This window comes from Providencia rettgeri (genome assembly GCF_041075285.1).
Classification (GTDB): Bacteria; Pseudomonadota; Gammaproteobacteria; order Enterobacterales; family Enterobacteriaceae; genus Providencia; species Providencia rettgeri_G.
In genome coordinates, this window is sequence record NZ_CP163512.1 from 2,948,635 (window position 1) to 2,966,164 (window position 17,530).

Consider the following 17,530-nt stretch of genomic DNA (forward strand, 5'->3'; position numbering starts at 1 on the left):
ATAAATGAACTCTGATATTTATTGTTATTATCTTGGTTAGATAGGCACTTTTATATGTCCGATAACAGGTCAATTGCACCACTTAAAATCATCGCTTCTGGCGTTGCTTTACCTGAAAATAAAATTTACTCCTCAATGCTTGATGAAAAACTCAATAAATCAACCGGGTTTGTGGAGAAACATTCTGGTATCGAATATCGCTATCATGCAAATAACACTGATTCACAAGCACAACTTGCTGCACAGGCGATTGAAAATGCATTACAACAAAATGGGTTATCGCCAGAAAGTATTGATATGTTGATTAATGCCTCGGCTATCCCAGTTCAAGCTTTGCCTTGTTCTGCATCCCATATCCTTCAACAATCTGATTTAAATGATGGTATTGCCTGCTTTGATATTAATTCAAGCTGCATTAGTTTTATTACCGCATTACAAGTGGCGGCAGGGATGCTGTCAACCAGCCAATTTCAACGAATAGCCATTGTTTCTGCCGACATTGCTTCACGTGGTATTGACTGGCAAGACAGAGAGTCATCACTCATTTTTGGTGATGGCGCAGCTTGTGTGATTGTTGAAAAAGGCGATGGTCGCAGTGGCATCATTTCGTACACTCATACAACCCACACTGACGGAATTGATTTTTGCGAAATTCGTGCTGGTGGAACACGGAAAAATCCGCGCTCGGGGATGGTCGATGATGATTTTCTGTTTCATATGCAAGGCAAAAAACTCTTTCGCATGGCATCAGCCTTAATTGAAGAATTTATGCAACGGGTATATACAGAATCAAACTTACGCCTCGAACAGATTGATACGGTAATCCCTCACCAAGCAAGCCATCTATCATTAGAACATATGCGCCAGCGTGTTGGCGTCACATCGGAACAACTGATTGATATCTATCGTCACCGAGGTAACCAAGTGGCGGCGTCAATTCCATCCGCACTGCACGAAGCGATTATTACTGACCGTTTTTATGAAAAACAACATGTGATGCTAATTGGTACTGCGGCTGGATTAGCCTTATGCGCCATGGTGCTCGTGCCATGAAGATCTTAGTCACAGGTGCCACTAGCGGGCTTGGCAGAAATGCTAGTGAGTACTTACTGGGGCAAGGATTTGACGTTGTCGCTTGTGGGCGAAACCCACAAGCGGCAGAACAATTGGTTCAAATGGGGGCAAAATTTGTCCCTTGTGAACTGGCTGAGCTTTCTTTGCAACAGGCCAAAGAGATGATGGCAGGCTGTGATGCCATCTGGCATTGCGCAGCACTTTCTTCCCCATGGGGCAAGCGGCAAGATTTTGAAAACATAAATCTTGAGGCGACTCGCACATTAGCCACCGCAGCAGGCCAGTTGGAAATAGCTCGCTTTATTCATATTTCGACACCTGCAATTTATTTCAATTTTACCCACCAGCGGAACATTGCCGAAACAACCCACAATACTCATTTTGCCAATCAATATGCACGAACAAAATATTTAGCCGAGACAGCTATTTGGCAATGTGTTGAACAATATCCTGCAACACGTTATACCCTTTTACGTCCCCGAGGCTTATTTGGTCCCCATGATCGTGTGCTTTTACCCAGATTATTGGCGCAAATTAAATCTCGCCACGGTAAGTTGATCCTCCCTAATGGAGGGAATAACTATTTTGACTTAACCTATGTTGGGAATGTGGTTCACAGTATGCAACTTGCCACCGATAAAGAAGGGTTACAAAGCGGTGCGACATATAATATAACCAATCAACAGCCACAAGCGCTGAAACACACCTTGCAACAGCTATTTACCGAACTTTCCCTAGCATGTGAAATTCGCTCAGCACCGTACCCACTATTATATGGCATTGCTACGCTGTTAGAGGGTGTTGGTCATCTCACCGGAAAAGAGCCACTTTTCACCCGTTATAGTCTTGGTGCAGCCTATTTCACCATGACACTGGATAACCAAAAAGCTCAACAAGAATTAGGTTATTATCCCGTATATTCGATGGAACAAGGGATCCATTTAACCGCTAACTGGCTAAAACAGCAGGAGAAGTGATGTTAACCATTCACCAATATGATGTCGGATACTGCACCCATCCAGGCTGTGTTGCCCTCAAAGGTGCCAGTTTTAAGTCTTGCAAGTTCCCTGCCCGAGCCTGGTTAATTGAAGATGAAAGTCAGCGTTGGTTATTTGATACGGGGTATGCTACCCATTTTTATGACCATACGCGTAAAGGGATCATGCGGTTATATCGTGCGGTAACCCCTGTGTACTTCGAAAGTAAAGATGCATTAGTCAACCAACTCGCTCATGACGGTCTCAAACCGAAAGACATTAATGGGGTGATCCTGTCTCATTTCCACGGCGATCACATCGCTGGTTTACGAGATTTTCCAGCAATACCAATCATTTGCTCAGGTGATGGTTGGGCAAAAACGCGCCCTTTAACCGGCTTTGCTGCGCTAAAAAGTGCTTTTGTTAGCGGGCTATTACCCGATGATTTTGAGCAACGCACTGTCTTTTATGAAGGTTTTGAACGTGTTGCTCTTCCTAGTGAATTGCAAATACTGGGTGAAGGTTATGCCGTGGATCAATCAAAAAAATTATTGATCGTACCACTTCCTGGGCACGCCGCGGGTCATATTGGCTTATGTGTTTTAACTGATTCAGGATGGGTACTGCTTGCGGGTGATGCCGCATGGTCGCCAAGCAATTATCGAGAGTTACGAGGCCCGATGGCTATCGCCAATATCATCATGGATGATAAACAGGCATATTATGAAACACTGAATAAATTGCATGAAATTGATAAGCAAAAAATTGTTATTCAGCTATGTCATGAAGGTGATTTACAGTGATTTTGTCAATGCTCTGGCACTATTGGCGAGCCCGCCGATTGATGTTCAAAAACCGAGAGGATTTAGACGCTTACCAACAGAAGCGGTTAGCCCAATTTAAACGTAAAACGTTGGCAAAAAGCCCCTATTTTCGCGCTTTTTGCCATCGCCCCTTACATGAGTTTCCTATCATGAATAAATCCATCATGATGGAACATTTTGACCAAATGAACACGGCGGGGTTGTCGAGCCAAGTGCTTCTTGCATGTGCACAAAAAAGTGAACAATCCCGTGATTTCGCACCGAAAGTGGGTCCCTATAGCGTTGGATTATCCTCTGGCACATCTGGGCGACGCGGTGTGTTTGTGGTGAGTCCGCAAGAACAAAACGTTTGGTCTGGCAGTATGTTAGCTAAAATGCTGCCCAATGGCTTATTCCATGGTGAGCGGATTGCCCTGTTTTTACGCGCCAACAATAATTTGTATGAAAGCGTGAATAACCGTTGGATCGCCTTGCGGTTTTACGATCTTTTTGGGGATTTTAACCAGCAATTAGCCGCCCTCGAAGCTTATCAGCCTTCAATTATTGTCGCTCCTGCGCAAGTGTTGTGCGCCATTGCCGATGCCATCAACCACCAGCAACTTCAGTTAGCCCCTCATAAAGTGATTTCAGTGGCAGAAGTCCTAGAGCCACAAGATAAACAGAAACTTAAGCGCTGTTTTCCACAAGTGGGTGAAGTGTACCAAGCAACAGAAGGCTTTTTGGGATGCACCTGCTCACACGGCACGCTACACTTAAATGAGTGTTTCCTTCATATCGAACCTAATTGGCTCGACGAAACACGATTTTCGCCGATAATCACCGATTTTACTCGCCAAACACAACCAATTGTCCGTTACCAGCTTGATGATATCTTAGTGGTCAAACAAACTCCCTGCCCTTGCGGATCCGCAGAACTGGCTATTGAACGTATTGAAGGACGCTGTGATGATTTACTACAACTGCCTGATCAGCAAGGTAATAAGGTGACAATTTTTGCCGATCCTTGCGCACGAGTGATCGTGAATAATTTACCGCTAACAGCGGATTTTCGCCTGATCCAGCAAGGTCACCGTTTGCGTTTGCAAGCCGAATGCAGCACAGATGAACTCGCCCATTGCCATCAACAACTTGAAAACTACTTAACCAGCCAACATGTGGATATTCAACAATTGCATTGGGAATTATTAGCCGAGCCTATTGAACAATCACTTTCCATCAAAAAACGCCGCATTACCCGCAAGGATCCTCAATGACAAACAAGGCTTTATTTATACGCTTAATTTACTGTTTGATTGGCTGGGGCACCGTCGGCATTGTTTATCGCTACACAGGCCAGGTTGTCGATAATGCCAATGTACTTACCCCCAGCAGTATTGATAACGCAGTACAATTCTCCCCTAATGCGATTTGGCTTTATCTGTCGTTTTTTTTATTTATTCCACTGGGCTATTTTTGTAGCCCCATGGAGCGCACGCGTTCATTAATGTTTGCGATGCAACTGTGTGCGTTGGTCTCGGGTGGCGTTTATTTGCTGTACCCAACCACCATGCTGTACCACCAATATGATTTAACAACATTTTCTGGTCGTGCATTATCTGCCTTAATCAATATCGATAGCCCACAAAATTTATTACCTTCTCTCCATGTCTCATTGACTCTTGTGGTGCTCAATGCATTATGGTCAGTAAAATATAAAATCCGTACACTCACTTATTGTTTATGGGCTACCGCCATTTGTGTATCCGTATTGGTGTTAAAACGCCACTTGTTTATTGATGTTGTCACTGGAGCAGTAACAGCTTGTGCTGCGTTGTTGGTTGTCTACGCCACAAAATACCGCTTAGAGAGAAAACGTTCATGAATGAATTAACCTTTCCCATTATTTTTATGTTAGTGGTCGTTATTGCTGAAGGCTTGGTGATCGCCAAAACACAAAAGGGCACAGTAAGTTGGCAAGAACTGGTATTCAACCTGAACTCTGGTCATATTATGTTGTGGTTATTTAGAGGGTTAGAGATTTTTTGCTATGGGTTTGTGGTCACTCACTACTCCTTCAATCTCGTTGAAAATTGGCCAACGGTGTTAGTCTGGATTTTTACGATTTTAGCGTGGGACTTCGGTTTCTACTGGCTACATCGTTTGCACCATACCTACCGTGTATTATGGGCAGTGCATGTTGTGCACCATCAAGGGGAACATTACAACCTGTCATTGGGGGTTAGAAACTCTTGGTATTCATCGCTCACATCAATACCTTTCTTTATGTTATTGGCATTAATGGGGATCCCGCTAGACATTTTTCTGACGGTGTCCATTTTGCACTATACCATCCAGTTTTTTAACCACAGCGCCCTGATCCCGCGTTTAGGTTGGCTAGAGAAATTTATGGTGACTCCGCAGCACCACCGTGTGCATCATGTGAAAGAAGGGCATTATTCCAACCGTAATTTTGCAGGTAGCTTTATTTTTTGGGATAAGCTGTTTGGTACATTTGCTAAGTTACCTGAAACTGAACATCACTTTGGTATCAAAGGAGCTCCAGCCTCGGAAAATCCATTTATTGATAGTAATTTACCTTTTTGGCGTATCGTTAAACGCAGCAGTAAACCCGCGCAAAAGCCCGCGCCGCTATTTCGCGTGAACCAAATGGCTTTGGTGATAGGTACGATACTCTTATTTACTCTAGTTATCGGTTACGTCTACCTTTACGGATATGGTTACCAAGGCACCACACAGCAACAAATGATTTTATTTGTACTTTTGGCTCTGGGTACCGTCGCGCTTTCAGGGATTTCTGATGGGCGAAAATCTGGGCTAATAAGCTGGTTTTTTATCGCCTGCTTATTACTGATTTGCGTGGTATTTATTTGGCAATGGACAACACCATTTTGGATCCTTTTCACCAGTGCATTGTGGCTGCACAGCTTCTTGATGCTCATTGGCGTTGGCCGAAAACCTGTCGCGGTGGCAAATGTCACTTAAGCCACTTAGACCACTGGGTTACCAGCACCGTCACGATCAAGATTTCCAGAAAGCCTTGAATAAGGCGGCGAAACAGTATTTACATGATAACGCCGACCACCGCTTTGCTGACGGGCGTTTTTATGCCAAAAGTGCAGCATTGATACTGTGCTGTTTAGGTAGCTATTTTGCAGCGTTGTCTATCAATGCATCGTGGGCTTTTTTTGTTTTTTACCCCTGCTTTATCTGCTTCGCTTTATTATTAGCAATTAATTTAGTGCATGATGCCTCGCACAATGCGATTTTTAAGCACGCCAAAGCCAATTATTGGCTCAACTTTTGGGTGACGCTTCCCCTTGGCTTAGACCCCGAATGTTGGCGTGTGCGGCATATTATTTTTCATCATGCTCACACCAATATTCGCCATTACGATTTGGATATTGAAGAGAATTTTGTCTTACGGCAAACCCCTTACCAACGCTGGTATCCGTTTATGCGAGCCCAACATGTGTATTGGCCATTAATTGCAGCAATGACATTCCCTGCTCTCATTTGGTTCTTTGATTGGAAGGATCGGTTTCATTTTACCCATGTAGCCCCCTATATGCGTCATCAAGGACGGCAAGGTATTTTGGCGTTTATCATGGCGAAGCTGCTACACCTAGTCATCGCTATCCTGATCCCTGCGATGGTTTTGCAAGATATTAGCCTCAGCACACTGTTTTTGACCTACATTCTCAGCCAAATGTTTGCATCATTAATATTTGTTGTGCTGATACTTGGCACCCATTGGGCAAAAGCCACTTTTTATACCTCACCCAAAGAAGGCAATATGCCCCATGGTTTTTATACTCACACCTTTTCAACCACCTATGACTGGCAAACAACTCCCCGCTGGCTAACCTATTGGCTTGGTGGGTTAAACCTCCATCTAACTCACCACTTATTCCCTAACTGGAATCACCGCCATTACCCTGCCCTTGCAGAAATAATTAAGCAAACGGCGCAGCAATTTTCGATGGACTATCACTGTATTAGTGCTAAACAGTTGTTTATATATCAACAACAGTTCTTAAAAGAGATGGGATCAGGCAAACAAGCGGATAAACACTGAGTTTTGATGATGTAAAACTCAGTGCGTTGTCACACCCCATTTACCTATCAATAATAATGTTTTGGTTCACGACGTTTTGCTCGCTATTTCCTACCATTTTGGCAAATTTATCCAGTGGGTCGGTACGAAACGCATATAAGCGTTTTAAGGCAAATGGGTTATCTCCCAGCTTCACTTTTCCTTGGATAGTCGTAACCGCAAGATGTAATCCGGCTTCTTTCGCTGCTTCCATCGCCGATGCGTTATAACCACCATACGGGTAGGCTAAATAACGTTGTTCCGGCTCGAAGCGGCTCAAGATCCTCATAGAACGTTTAAAATCCAGCATGATAGTGTGTTCTTTGCGACTAAACAGGATCGGGGAGTTATGATTATCTAAACGATGTAAAAAGTGTGTATGCGACTGAATATTAAACACATCTTGACTGTTTTTAATTTCTTGTTTACTCATAAATTGCAAAGAGTCTGCCGACCACTTTTGCGGTTGTGTTTTAATCCGTGAAGAAATCACAAATAGCGTCGCTTGTTGCTGATTACGCCTTAAAATGGGCAGCGCATAACGGTAAACCGATTTCAAACCATCATCAAAAGTAAGTACTACGGCTTTCCCCGGCAGGTTGGCTGTTTTATTTAAATAATCTTCCACATCTTCGAGAGACAAGGTTTGGTAACCTGCATCTTTCAGGTAATTCATTTGCTCGCTAAATGCCTCAACCGATGTTGTGGTTGAGGTATGGCGAAAGTTTTTATTTTCGCTGTCTTGCAAAATATGGTGATACGTTAAGATAGGAATGCCTTTATCTAGCGCCACATCTTGCAAACGCACATACCCTAAACGATCCCCAAGACGGATGGTTAGCCATGCGGTTTTCTCACCGCTTTTATCTGTTTTAATCATTCGAGATAAAACCGGGTAGCGCAAATTATCCCATAAAGAGGCGATTTGTGGGCTATGACTATCTGTTGTGCGATAAACTGGCGTTTTTTGATGGGTGATTAAATAATCATAAATCGGGTTTTGTAAATCATTGAGCCTGTCAGCTTCTGGCACATAACGGGGCTTTTGATGAGCTAAAGATGTCGTTTTAACAAAAGCATAATCATGACCAAATTGCATCGCACAATAGTCCCCTGCGGGGGAATAAGCATAAAAACCGTGATCTGCATTTAGCTCAGCGACAGCACGCATTTTACCGGCAATGGGGGAAAAAATAATCTCATTCTCTTTGGTTTGCACTAGTTTAGGCGGGATTTCCGCAAGCTTCCAATCATCGGTATTGTTTATCTCAGCCGCCAACGAAAGAGAAATTGAATTTATAAATAATACGCAAAGCAGTAAGAAAAATCGTTTACACATTTATCATCCATCATTCGCTGAGTTATACCGCGGTTATTCTAAACTGAGTCAATAACTAACCCTATACCCTGATAAAAATTTTTATTTTTAATTAAATCAAAAGATAAGGTATATCGCTATACACTCCGCAATTTTCCCTTCTTAGATGACATATTTCAAGGTAAGTTGTTATACCAATTCCAATGTTTATTTATGAGTTATCATACAAAATAAAGAGATCTTGCTCATATTTATCATTAAAAAACGACGCATCGGCACAATCTGTAAATCATTTGACAGTTAATTCCAATTCTCGCTGTTAGATTGACCTTCAAGCACTTTTCAACACCTGGGAATAGCAATGAAAATAAAAGAAATTAGCACCTTTATCATGCACGTACCGGTCACTAATGACCTAATTGGTGACTCAACCCATAGCATTACCCATTGGGGAATGCCGGGTGTGATGATTAAAACAGAATGTGGTTTAGTCGGTTATGGCCACACAGGAACACACGCCGACATTACAACAGACCGCTTAATTACCACCATCATTGAAGATGTGTTTGGGCCAATGCTTCTTGGAGAAGATCCAACTGAAGTGCGTTATTTACACCGTAAACTCACTCGCAGCTCAACCAACATTTGGGTGGGACGCGGTGGTTTAATGCAAATGGCTATCTCAGCCATTGATATCGCCCTGTGGGATTTAAAAGCCAAAGCAGCTCAACAGCCCCTGTGGCAACTATTTGGCGGCTCCAAACACAATAAAGTGAATGCATATAATACTGACTGCGGTTGGTTAGTGCGCAGCCAAGACGATCTGGTTGATGATTGTAAAAAAATGATCTTCGAAGAAGGCTTTAAAGCTATCAAAATGAAGATCGGTAAACCCGACCCACGTGAAGATTTACAACGTATCGAAGCTGTTCGCAACGCAATCGGCGACGATATTGACTTAATGGTCGATGCTAATGGTAAATGGGATATCAGCATCGCTAAACAATATGGTCACCGTTTAAATGATTTCAATATCAAATGGTTTGAAGAACCATTGTGGCACGATGACGTGGCGAGCCATAAGCAATTAGCCGCTTATATGGATACGCCAATCGCTTTAGGTGAATTACTGTATCACAATGATTCATTTAAAGAATTTGTACTAGCTGGTGCCGTTGACTATTTACAACCGGATGCAACGCGTTGTGGTGGTTTAACCGCAGTTTGGGAGATTGCCGACTTAGGTATGGCATTTAACCTGCCAGTCACTCCGCACCATGGCGATATGATGCAGGCACAATTGCATCTTGTTATGGCGCACCCTGCCTGTTCATTATTGGAGTTTATTCCATGGACACTGGATTGCTTTGTTGACCCAGTGGAAGTGGTTGACGGTGTGTACAGCACCCCAACCGCACCGGGAGCAGGGACAACGTTAAAACCTGAAGCATTAGCGAAATTTAACGTGAAATAATAAAACATCCCTTTCCCGATATTTTAATTATTTACAGCACGGGAAAGGGAAATATAACAAGAATTATTCATTTTAAATTACTTATTTACACCCTAAATAATTCATGGTGCAGTTAGACGACAAATGAATGAGACGCTAGGAGCCGACATCCGTAGGTGACTAGTCCGAATGAGTGCAGTCAACAACACTGCAACTTGAAGAATGACGAGTATTTTAGCTCTATACTCTACTCTGCTGGTTATTCAGCGGTGGGCTAAACACGTAATAAAAATGAATAGATAACATCATTACCTTATAAAAAATACTGGGGTGAACCATGTCCACCAATATTGATCACTTATCATCAGCGACCAGCAAAGCGATACGAAAAATAATACCGATGGTGGTATTAATGTTTATATTGGCTTACTTAGATCGCTCGAATATTGGCTTTGCTAAACAAGAATTCCAACTAACAACAGGGTTAAGCGACGCAGCTTATGCATTTGGCGCAGGGATTTTCTTTATCGGTTACGCTTTATTTGAAGTACCAAGTAATATCTTATTATACCGCATTGGCGCGCGAGTTTGGCTCTCGCGGATCATGATAACTTGGGGGTTAATCTCCGCAGCGATGATGTTCGCCCATGATGAAACCACCTTTATTGTGTTACGTTTCTTACTGGGTGTGAGTGAAGCGGGCTTCTTCCCTGGGGTTATTTTATATTTAACCTTCTGGTTCCCGCAAAATATCCGTGCACGTGTTACTGGCTACTTCCTGTTTGGTGCACCACTGGCGTTTATTATTGGCGGTCCATTATCAGGATCATTATTGGCCTTAGAAGGCTCGTTTTTTGCTTTCGGGTTGTACGGCTGGCAGTTAATGTTTGTTGTGGAAGGTCTATTAGCTTCCATCGTCGGGGTATGGGTATTCTTCTACCTTGATGATCGCCCAGAAAAAGCGAAATGGCTGACAGAGGATGAAAAGAAGGCCCTGACAGCGAAACTCGCCTTAGAAGAGGACGCGAAAAAAGGCCACAGCCCAAAAGGTGCGCTGAGAGCCCTGTTAGATATGCGTGTTCTATACCTCTGTTTGATTTGGTTCACCGTTCAAGTGTGTGGATACGGCATCTATTTCTTCTTACCAACACAAATCGGAACATTATTAGGCAGTAAAGTCGGTGTATTAGTCGGCTTTGTAACGGCAATTCCACCTCTGTGTGCGGCTATCGCTGTTTACTATGTACCACGTATTTCTGAGCGTTTAAAAGAGCGCCGTAAAGTGGCAGCGATCACCTTTATGCTCGGGGCTGCGGGGATTGCGGTATCCGGCTTGTTCGACAGTATTCCCGTCATTGCTATCATCGCACTGTGTGTGGCAGCGGCAGGTCACTTAGCGATGCAACCGTTATATTGGAGCTTTCCATCCGCTTACTTAGGCGGAACCGCTGCGGCATCGGGAATTGCCTTAATTAACTCCGTGGGTAACTTAGGCGGTTTTGTGGCACCAAATTTAAGAGTCTGGGCAGAAACCACCTTTGAATCCGCACGAGCTGGCTTATATTTTATTGCCTTAGTTGCCTTTATCGGTGGTCTGTTAATCCTTACCTTAAGAAGACTTGGCATCGAAAAGAAATTTGAAGATTAAAATCAGTTGATGTGAAACCTTCCCGAGTCATATGTGGTGGCTCGGGATTTTCTATTTTTAGCTCAAAGGCATTGAATTACCTGTTGCTGTTGTTCATGATTGAACATAACCCCACCCAATGTCATGATAAGGTCCACGACTCGTGCAGGGAGCATTCAAATGAACATTGCTGTACAAAACAGTCAGTCAGTTATGACGCATGACGATATACTAGACGTTTTACAAACCAATAGTTGGTTCAGTAACTTACCTAAGTATTTAATTACCGCCTTGCTGGAATGCGCCACACTGCGTTTTTATCATGATAGTGAAATGGTCCATTACCAAGGTGATCCCGCCCGTGGATTGTACGCAGTCATTCAAGGCTCGGTAAAAGTCAGTTCTATCTCCACCGATGGACGTGAATGCGTATTTCGCTACCTTTCTCCAGGTAACTGGTTTGGTGAAATTGCCATGTTGGATAAATCCGCACGCACTCACGATGCGAAAGCCATTAGCCCTACAATTCTGCTGACAATTTCCCCGAAAGATCTCTCACTGATCTTGGAAAAATACCCCGTTTTCTACCAATTTTTAAATATTTTGCTCTGTAAAGTGATCCGTAATGCGTTCACCATTATTAATGATAGTGCCCTACTTTCTGTTTCGGCAAGGCTTGCAAAACGCCTTTTAAGTTTAGCGCAAGGATATGGAGAACCCCATGAAAAAGGTATCCAACTGAGCTTATATCTCACTCAAGATGACCTTGCGACCATCATTAATACCACTCGCCAAACCATTAATAAGCGCTTGGTGGCATGGGAAAAATTGGGCTGGATTGATGCAAAATATGGGAAGATTGTCTTAGTCAACCTTCCCGCATTAAAGCAGATTTCAGAAGATGATGAAGATTAGCTAGTCGTTTTGGTCAACGGGTGGGCTATCTGCAAAAAAATAGCGATCCATGGTGAATTCAAAATCATCACTCGTGGCGTTAAACAACATCTTTTTGGTGTTTTCCAAATGTTGCCACATCGCTTGTCTTGCACCTTTTGGGTCACGGCGGGCTAAGGCCTGTAAGATTTGGTCGTGCTCATCACACCAACTTTCAATAGAACGGTTATCAATATGTTCATGGAGCTTTAACCAGTATGGGTTGCGCAACCGCTGGCTCCACATCTGTTCAACAATCACCACCATCGCGCTGTTATGCGTCGAAGCCGCAATTTGCATATGAAATGCCAGATCCCACGCCGAGTCACGAAACCTATCTTCTTTACGTGCATTCTTTTGGATCTCAAGCAATTTTAAAATATCTTCTTTGGTAGCTTGGGTCGCGGCAAACTCAGCAATATGGCTCTCAATCAACTGCCTTGCTTGTAATAGTTCAAATGGGCCACAGCGGCTAAACTCTAACCCACCTTCGGTATTCACTGAGTTGTTAGACCGATTGCTAATTACATGTATACCAGACCCCTTTCGCACATCCACATAACCTTCGACTTCTAACATGATAATGGCTTCGCGGATCACGGTACGACTGACATTCATTTCATCCGCTAATAGCCTTTCAGCGGGTAACTTAGTGCCAACTGGGTACTCATCATTTTCAATGCGTTCTTTCACCAGTGCAGCCACTTGCTGGTACAAGCGCGGTTCGCTCTCAGATGAGCTCATGATTTTCTCCTTTTGCAGCATAACCTAACTTGGCAACCCTTTATTGAGCTCCAGTATAGCGAAATTCCCCAAGGATGGGGAAGCGAGAATAGGGCAGAAAATTATTCCACCTTAAATTGGTATAACATCTTTTAAAGTTATAAACCATGCCGTATAATGCATGAAAATTAGGCAATAAAATTAACGCTCATCACCCTCTTGATCTTTTCAGTCTGATGTACTGCTCAGGGAGCAAACATGCAAAAAGAAATTATTAAAATACACGCAAATGACAATGTCGCTGTGACATTAATTGACAGGCTTGCTGGAGATACCTTCACCATTGAAGACAAAACGATCACATTAACGCAAGATGTAGGTCGTGGTCATAAGATTGCCTTAACAACAATAGAAGAGGGCAAAAATGTCATAAAATATGGTGCCCCTATAGGGCATGCAACTACAGAGATCCGCGTTGGGGAACATGTACACACCCACAATACTGCAACTAACCTCAATGCGTTAAACGATTACCAATATCACCCCGAGCACAGTACCGTTACCAGCACAGTTGCAGATCCTGACGTTCAACTCTATCGCCGCGCTAATGGTGAAGTGGGCATTCGTAATGAAATCTGGGTGATCCCAACCGTAGGGTGCGTCAACGCCCTTGCCCGCAAAATGATCGAACGCTTCGAAAAACAAAATAGCAATGCAGATGATATTGACGGCGTGTATTTATACAACCACACATTAGGCTGCTCTCAATTAGGGGATGATCACTTAACCACCCGCACAATTTTGCAAGATATGGTGAAACACCCAAATGCAGGGGGGGTGTTAGTGATTGGATTAGGCTGTGAAAACAACCAAGTTGCCGCCTTTAAAGAGACCCTTGGTGAATTTGACCCAGAGCGGGTTAAATTTATGGTATGCCAACAATTGGAAGATGAAATTGAAGCTGGTGTTGAGCACCTAAATGCACTTTATCAAATCGTTAGGCAAGATAAACGTGTCGCAGGTAAGCTCAGTGAGGTTAAATTTGGTCTCGAATGCGGCGGCTCCGATGGACTATCGGGGATCACCGCCAACCCATTGTTAGGTTGTTTTTCTGACTTTTTAGTGAGTCATAATGGGACGACCGTGTTAACAGAAGTGCCAGAAATGTTTGGCGCAGAACATATTTTAATGAACCACTGCCATGATGAAAAAACCTTCCAAAAAACGGTCAAAATGATCAATGATTTCAAACAGTATTTTATCGCTCATGATCAACCTATTTACGAAAACCCATCACCCGGTAATAAAGCCGGTGGTATTTCAACCCTTGAAGAAAAATCCCTTGGTTGTACACAAAAAGCTGGCACCAGCCAAGTGATGGATGTATTGAAATACGGTGAACGCCTGACAACGCCTGGCTTTAACTTATTAAGTGCGCCGGGTAACGATGCCATTGCCACCAGTGCGTTAGCTGCCGCTGGTTGCCATATGGTGTTATTCACCACGGGTCGCGGCACACCTTATGGCGGTTTTGTCCCAACCTTAAAAATAGCCACTAACAATGAATTAGCCGCCAAAAAGCCCCACTGGATTGATTTTAATGCAGGTGCATTACTAACTGGCAAATCCATGAAGCAACTGCTGGATGATTTTATTCAGCATGTGGTGAAAATCGTCAATGGCGAACAAACCAAAAATGAAATCAATGATTTTCGTGAATTAGCCATTTTCAAAATGGGCGTTACCCTTTAATATCAATCATCTCCCTATTGTTTTACTACTATAGAACAATAGGGTTCCTCTAACGACCTCGCCAAATGTTTGACGTTTTACTTGATAGCCATAATAGCTGATTATTCAGCGTGAGAGGCTATCGAAAAAATGCACCAGAACAACCATGTTTTTGATTATTGATATTTATTGATTGATGCCCAAAAGGCGTTTTATGCTTAAAAGGGTCAATGTGATGGACGATATTTCAAGCTTAATAGAAAATGATATTAACGATAACACAGTCCCTAGTAAGGGGATCAAAAAATTAAAGCTTATTTATTTAGAGTAATATTCCACAAATAATTTAAATAAAAAGTGATTGATTTAAATTATCAACGTTAGTTTTTTATTAAAAAATAAAAATAGCCACATAGTATTTCTCTTTGTAGCTATTTTAATTAAAAAAAAGCAACAATGATTTAATGGCTAAAATCATTATCCAATATTTTTATATTAAATTTTTTACGCTTAAAAATTAAATATCACTAATTTATTTCTGACCATAATAAGCATTTTTACCGTGCTTACGTAAATAATGCTTATCTAACAGCACTTGCTGCATAGCACCCACCGTAGGCTGTAATTGGCGCGTAAATAAATTCATATAGGCAATCTCCTCTAAGACAACTGCATTGTGTACCGCATTGTCAGGGCTGGTTCCCCATGCAAAAGGGCCGTGGCTATTGACTAATACCGCAGGCACATCTTTTGCTGTAATGCCTTTTTCTTTAAAGGTTTCAATGATGACGTTGCCCGTTTCCCTTTCATAATCACCCGCAATTTCACTTTCCGTCATTAGACGCGTACAGGGAATTTCGCCATAAAAATAATCAGCGTGTGTGGTACCTAATGCGCTTAGTGGTTGCCCTGCTTGCGCCCAAATGGTTGCATGGCGCGAATGGGTGTGCACGATACCACCAATTTCGGGAAATGCTTTGTACAGGACTAGGTGAGTATCCGTGTCAGATGATGGTCGGTATTTCCCTTCAACCACTTTACCTGAATCTAATGAAACAACGACCATGTCTTCTGCTTGCATGGTTTCATAATCCACACCAGATGGCTTAATCACCATCAATCCAGCTTCACGGTCAATACCGCTGACGTTTCCCCATGTGAATGTCACTAAGTTATGTTTCGGCAAAGCGAGGTTCGCTTCAAAGACTTGTTGTTTGAGTTTTTCTAACATAATGATCCCCTAGCTATAAAATTTGTTTAAATATCAACAACAAAAATTTATTCTCTGGGTGTGTTTTGTGTGTTGATAACCTATCTTTACCCATTAAGGTAAACAGATTTTGCTGATTTAAAAAGCAGGCACATTTACAAACTCGCAACAAATCAGACTAACTCAGTCATAGTCGGTCATAAATAAACATAATTAGTCAATTTTAAGCTGTGAAAAAATGACTGAATTAGACCAAGCATTTTTGTTACTCAGGCAAATCATCAAAAAATAACGCAAATAACATGATGCGCATCACGCAAAAATGTAATGCTTATATTTTTATTTCAAATATAGTCATCAAAGATCACTTTAAAATGCTTTGTATTTTTCAAAAAAGGATTACTTGAATCTAGTCACGACAAAAAAAAAGCAACACTGGCAGAATAAATATCGTGGAAAGAATAGGAGCTAAAAATGTTACAAGCCGAACGCCATAAACTAATTTGTTCCCATGTTGCACAAAAAGGTTCGGCATTAGTGCGTGAATTGGCTCAGTTATGTCTGGTTTCCCAAGAAACTATCCGTCGTGATTTAACCGTCTTAGCACGGGAAAATCGGATCATTCGTAGCTTCGGCGGTGCTGTGGCCATTGACCAAGAAGAAATGCCGATGGTCAATGTGATGCCCTCTTCGGTCAAACTCAGTCAAATGGTCGATGGGGCAGAATCTTTTCGTAAAAGAACCGAAGAGCACCCAGATGCAAAAATGAAAATTTCCAAAGCTGCGTTGAAATTTATCCAGCCCGGCGACTGTATTATGTTAGATAACAGCAGTACTTGCTGGTTTCTGGCAAGGCAAATTCCAGACATCGATATTACGGTAGTGACGAATTCCGTCAAAATTATCCAAGCCTTAGCATGCCGTGACCGAGTGCGTGTTATTGGCATTGGGGGAGAATATTCAGAGCGCCACGATGACTTTCATGGTCCGATTGCTGAAAGCATTATTCGCAGTTTTCAAATTAAAACCCTATTTTTATCATGCCAAGGTTTTAATATTGAAAATGGTATTCGTGATGGTAGCGAAATAAACTCAAAACTAAAAAATATTATGCTGCAAGTTTCAGAGAATACCGTTTTGCTCGCCGATAATAGTAAACTCGGGAAATATGCATTTAGTCAAGTTTGTACATTCGATGATATTAACGTATTAATTACCAACAAACTTGATGATACACGTTTTCAAAAACAATTCCCGAATTTAAATATTATTGAATGTGATAAGTAATTTATAAAAAATAAAAATCCGTAACCGTGATGTAAGTAAAAAATAATCGTTTTTAATTTATCCTATTAATTTTCTGTATTAAATAAGTGCAGGGATATTGTTTACCTACAATTCCTTAGCAATTAATTATGCTTTAAATAATTCGAGGTGCAACTAGGCAACAACGCTGCAGCTTGAAGTATGACGAACTTTTACTCTAAATAATTCGAGGTGCAGCTAGGCGACAAGTGAATGAGTCACTAGGAGCTTACATAAGTAAGTGACTAGTGCGAGTGAACGC

The 17,530-nt window shown here is 42.2% G+C and carries 15 protein-coding genes; 12 read left to right on the forward strand and 3 right to left on the reverse strand.

The annotated features are described in order from the left end of the window. Positions 1-54 precede the first annotated feature (54 nt). From AB6N04_RS13445 to AB6N04_RS13475, 7 genes are read left to right on the forward strand one after another with little or no spacing between them, the layout of a single operon-like run. A complete protein-coding gene (locus AB6N04_RS13445) occupies positions 55-1,053 on the forward strand; it encodes a 3-oxoacyl-[acyl-carrier-protein] synthase III C-terminal domain-containing protein (RefSeq protein ID WP_369308808.1) in 999 nt (332 codons plus the stop codon). Continuing rightward, entirely contained in the window at positions 1,050-2,051 is a 1,002-nt protein-coding gene (locus tag AB6N04_RS13450; protein WP_369308809.1) for an NAD-dependent epimerase/dehydratase family protein, read from the forward strand. Before AB6N04_RS13445 ends, AB6N04_RS13450 begins: the two co-directional genes overlap by 4 nt. Continuing rightward, positions 2,051-2,854, forward strand: a complete 804-nt coding sequence (locus tag AB6N04_RS13455; RefSeq protein ID WP_369308810.1) for an MBL fold metallo-hydrolase — start codon at positions 2,051-2,053, stop codon at positions 2,852-2,854. The genes AB6N04_RS13450 and AB6N04_RS13455 overlap by 1 nt, the downstream gene beginning before the upstream one ends. 8 nt (positions 2,855-2,862) lie before the next feature. Continuing rightward, positions 2,863-4,128, forward strand: coding sequence for a F390 synthetase-related protein (locus AB6N04_RS13460; RefSeq protein WP_369312108.1), 1,266 nt, complete (start codon positions 2,863-2,865; stop codon positions 4,126-4,128). Beyond that, positions 4,125-4,736 carry a phosphatase PAP2 family protein gene (locus AB6N04_RS13465; protein WP_369308811.1) on the forward strand — a complete coding sequence of 204 codons (612 nt, stop codon included), beginning with the start codon at positions 4,125-4,127 and terminating at the stop codon, positions 4,734-4,736. The genes AB6N04_RS13460 and AB6N04_RS13465 overlap by 4 nt, the downstream gene beginning before the upstream one ends. Next, positions 4,733-5,857 carry a sterol desaturase family protein gene (locus tag AB6N04_RS13470; RefSeq protein WP_369308812.1) on the forward strand — a complete coding sequence of 375 codons (1,125 nt, stop codon included), beginning with the start codon at positions 4,733-4,735 and terminating at the stop codon, positions 5,855-5,857. The genes AB6N04_RS13465 and AB6N04_RS13470 overlap by 4 nt, the downstream gene beginning before the upstream one ends. Further along, the gene (locus AB6N04_RS13475; protein ID WP_369308813.1) at positions 5,847-6,950 is read left to right on the forward strand and encodes a fatty acid desaturase; all 1,104 of its coding nucleotides are present in this window, start codon (positions 5,847-5,849) and stop codon (positions 6,948-6,950) included. Before AB6N04_RS13470 ends, AB6N04_RS13475 begins: the two co-directional genes overlap by 11 nt. Before the next feature lie 40 nt (positions 6,951-6,990). Here the strand turns inward: AB6N04_RS13475 and AB6N04_RS13480 are convergent, their stop codons facing one another. After that, complete coding sequence (locus AB6N04_RS13480) at positions 6,991-8,307, reverse strand: polysaccharide deacetylase family protein (RefSeq protein WP_369308814.1); 1,317 nt, start codon at positions 8,305-8,307, stop codon at positions 6,991-6,993. Between the two features lie 340 nt (positions 8,308-8,647). On the opposite strand from AB6N04_RS13480, the gene AB6N04_RS13485 reads away from it, so the two are divergent. From AB6N04_RS13485 to AB6N04_RS13495, 3 genes are all read left to right on the forward strand, one after another. Next, positions 8,648-9,760 (forward strand): mandelate racemase/muconate lactonizing enzyme family protein, encoded by a 1,113-nt coding sequence (locus tag AB6N04_RS13485; RefSeq protein WP_369308815.1) that lies wholly within the window; start codon positions 8,648-8,650, stop codon positions 9,758-9,760. A gap of 316 nt (positions 9,761-10,076) precedes the next feature. Further along, complete coding sequence (locus AB6N04_RS13490) at positions 10,077-11,387, forward strand: MFS transporter (RefSeq protein WP_369308816.1); 1,311 nt, start codon at positions 10,077-10,079, stop codon at positions 11,385-11,387. A 159-nt stretch (positions 11,388-11,546) separates the two neighbouring features. Next, positions 11,547-12,281, forward strand: a complete 735-nt coding sequence (locus tag AB6N04_RS13495; RefSeq protein ID WP_369308817.1) for a Crp/Fnr family transcriptional regulator — start codon at positions 11,547-11,549, stop codon at positions 12,279-12,281. On the opposite strand, the gene exuR is transcribed toward AB6N04_RS13495, so the two are convergent. Continuing rightward, positions 12,282-13,043 carry a transcriptional regulator ExuR gene (gene exuR, locus AB6N04_RS13500; RefSeq protein ID WP_369308818.1) on the reverse strand — a complete coding sequence of 254 codons (762 nt, stop codon included), beginning with the start codon at positions 13,041-13,043 and terminating at the stop codon, positions 12,282-12,284. It abuts the gene before it with no gap. 237 nt (positions 13,044-13,280) lie between these two features. Here exuR and AB6N04_RS13505 point away from each other — a divergent pair, with 237 nt between their 5' ends. Next, a complete protein-coding gene (locus AB6N04_RS13505) occupies positions 13,281-14,774 on the forward strand; it encodes a UxaA family hydrolase (RefSeq protein ID WP_369308819.1) in 1,494 nt (497 codons plus the stop codon). 511 nt (positions 14,775-15,285) lie between these two features. Here the strand turns inward: AB6N04_RS13505 and araD are convergent. Further along, on the reverse strand, positions 15,286-15,984 hold the full coding sequence (gene araD, locus AB6N04_RS13510; protein ID WP_369308820.1) for an L-ribulose-5-phosphate 4-epimerase: 699 nt from the start codon (positions 15,982-15,984) through the stop codon (positions 15,286-15,288). Between the two features lie 453 nt (positions 15,985-16,437). Between araD and AB6N04_RS13515 the strand changes: the two genes are divergently transcribed. Further along, on the forward strand, positions 16,438-17,250 hold the full coding sequence (locus tag AB6N04_RS13515; RefSeq protein ID WP_369308821.1) for a DeoR/GlpR family DNA-binding transcription regulator: 813 nt from the start codon (positions 16,438-16,440) through the stop codon (positions 17,248-17,250). Positions 17,251-17,530: the final 280 nt, after the last annotated feature.

What these genes read in the sequence shown, in the direction of transcription:
- AB6N04_RS13445 (WP_369308808.1), top strand. Translation starts at nt 55, where the DNA reads ATGTCCGATAACAGGTCAATTGCACCACTTAAAATCATCGCTTCTGGC.
- AB6N04_RS13450 (WP_369308809.1), top strand. Translation starts at nt 1,050, where the DNA reads ATGAAGATCTTAGTCACAGGTGCCACTAGCGGGCTTGGCAGAAATGCT.
- AB6N04_RS13455 (WP_369308810.1), top strand. Translation starts at nt 2,051, where the DNA reads ATGTTAACCATTCACCAATATGATGTCGGATACTGCACCCATCCAGGC.
- AB6N04_RS13460 (WP_369312108.1), top strand. Translation starts at nt 2,863, where the DNA reads ATGCTCTGGCACTATTGGCGAGCCCGCCGATTGATGTTCAAAAACCGA.
- AB6N04_RS13465 (WP_369308811.1), top strand. Translation starts at nt 4,125, where the DNA reads ATGACAAACAAGGCTTTATTTATACGCTTAATTTACTGTTTGATTGGC.
- AB6N04_RS13470 (WP_369308812.1), top strand. Translation starts at nt 4,733, where the DNA reads ATGAATGAATTAACCTTTCCCATTATTTTTATGTTAGTGGTCGTTATT.
- AB6N04_RS13475 (WP_369308813.1), top strand. Translation starts at nt 5,847, where the DNA reads ATGTCACTTAAGCCACTTAGACCACTGGGTTACCAGCACCGTCACGAT.
- AB6N04_RS13480 (WP_369308814.1), bottom strand. Translation starts at nt 8,307, where the DNA reads ATGTGTAAACGATTTTTCTTACTGCTTTGCGTATTATTTATAAATTCA.
- AB6N04_RS13485 (WP_369308815.1), top strand. Translation starts at nt 8,648, where the DNA reads ATGAAAATAAAAGAAATTAGCACCTTTATCATGCACGTACCGGTCACT.
- AB6N04_RS13490 (WP_369308816.1), top strand. Translation starts at nt 10,077, where the DNA reads ATGTCCACCAATATTGATCACTTATCATCAGCGACCAGCAAAGCGATA.
- AB6N04_RS13495 (WP_369308817.1), top strand. Translation starts at nt 11,547, where the DNA reads ATGAACATTGCTGTACAAAACAGTCAGTCAGTTATGACGCATGACGAT.
- exuR (WP_369308818.1), bottom strand. Translation starts at nt 13,043, where the DNA reads ATGAGCTCATCTGAGAGCGAACCGCGCTTGTACCAGCAAGTGGCTGCA.
- AB6N04_RS13505 (WP_369308819.1), top strand. Translation starts at nt 13,281, where the DNA reads ATGCAAAAAGAAATTATTAAAATACACGCAAATGACAATGTCGCTGTG.
- araD (WP_369308820.1), bottom strand. Translation starts at nt 15,984, where the DNA reads ATGTTAGAAAAACTCAAACAACAAGTCTTTGAAGCGAACCTCGCTTTG.
- AB6N04_RS13515 (WP_369308821.1), top strand. Translation starts at nt 16,438, where the DNA reads ATGTTACAAGCCGAACGCCATAAACTAATTTGTTCCCATGTTGCACAA.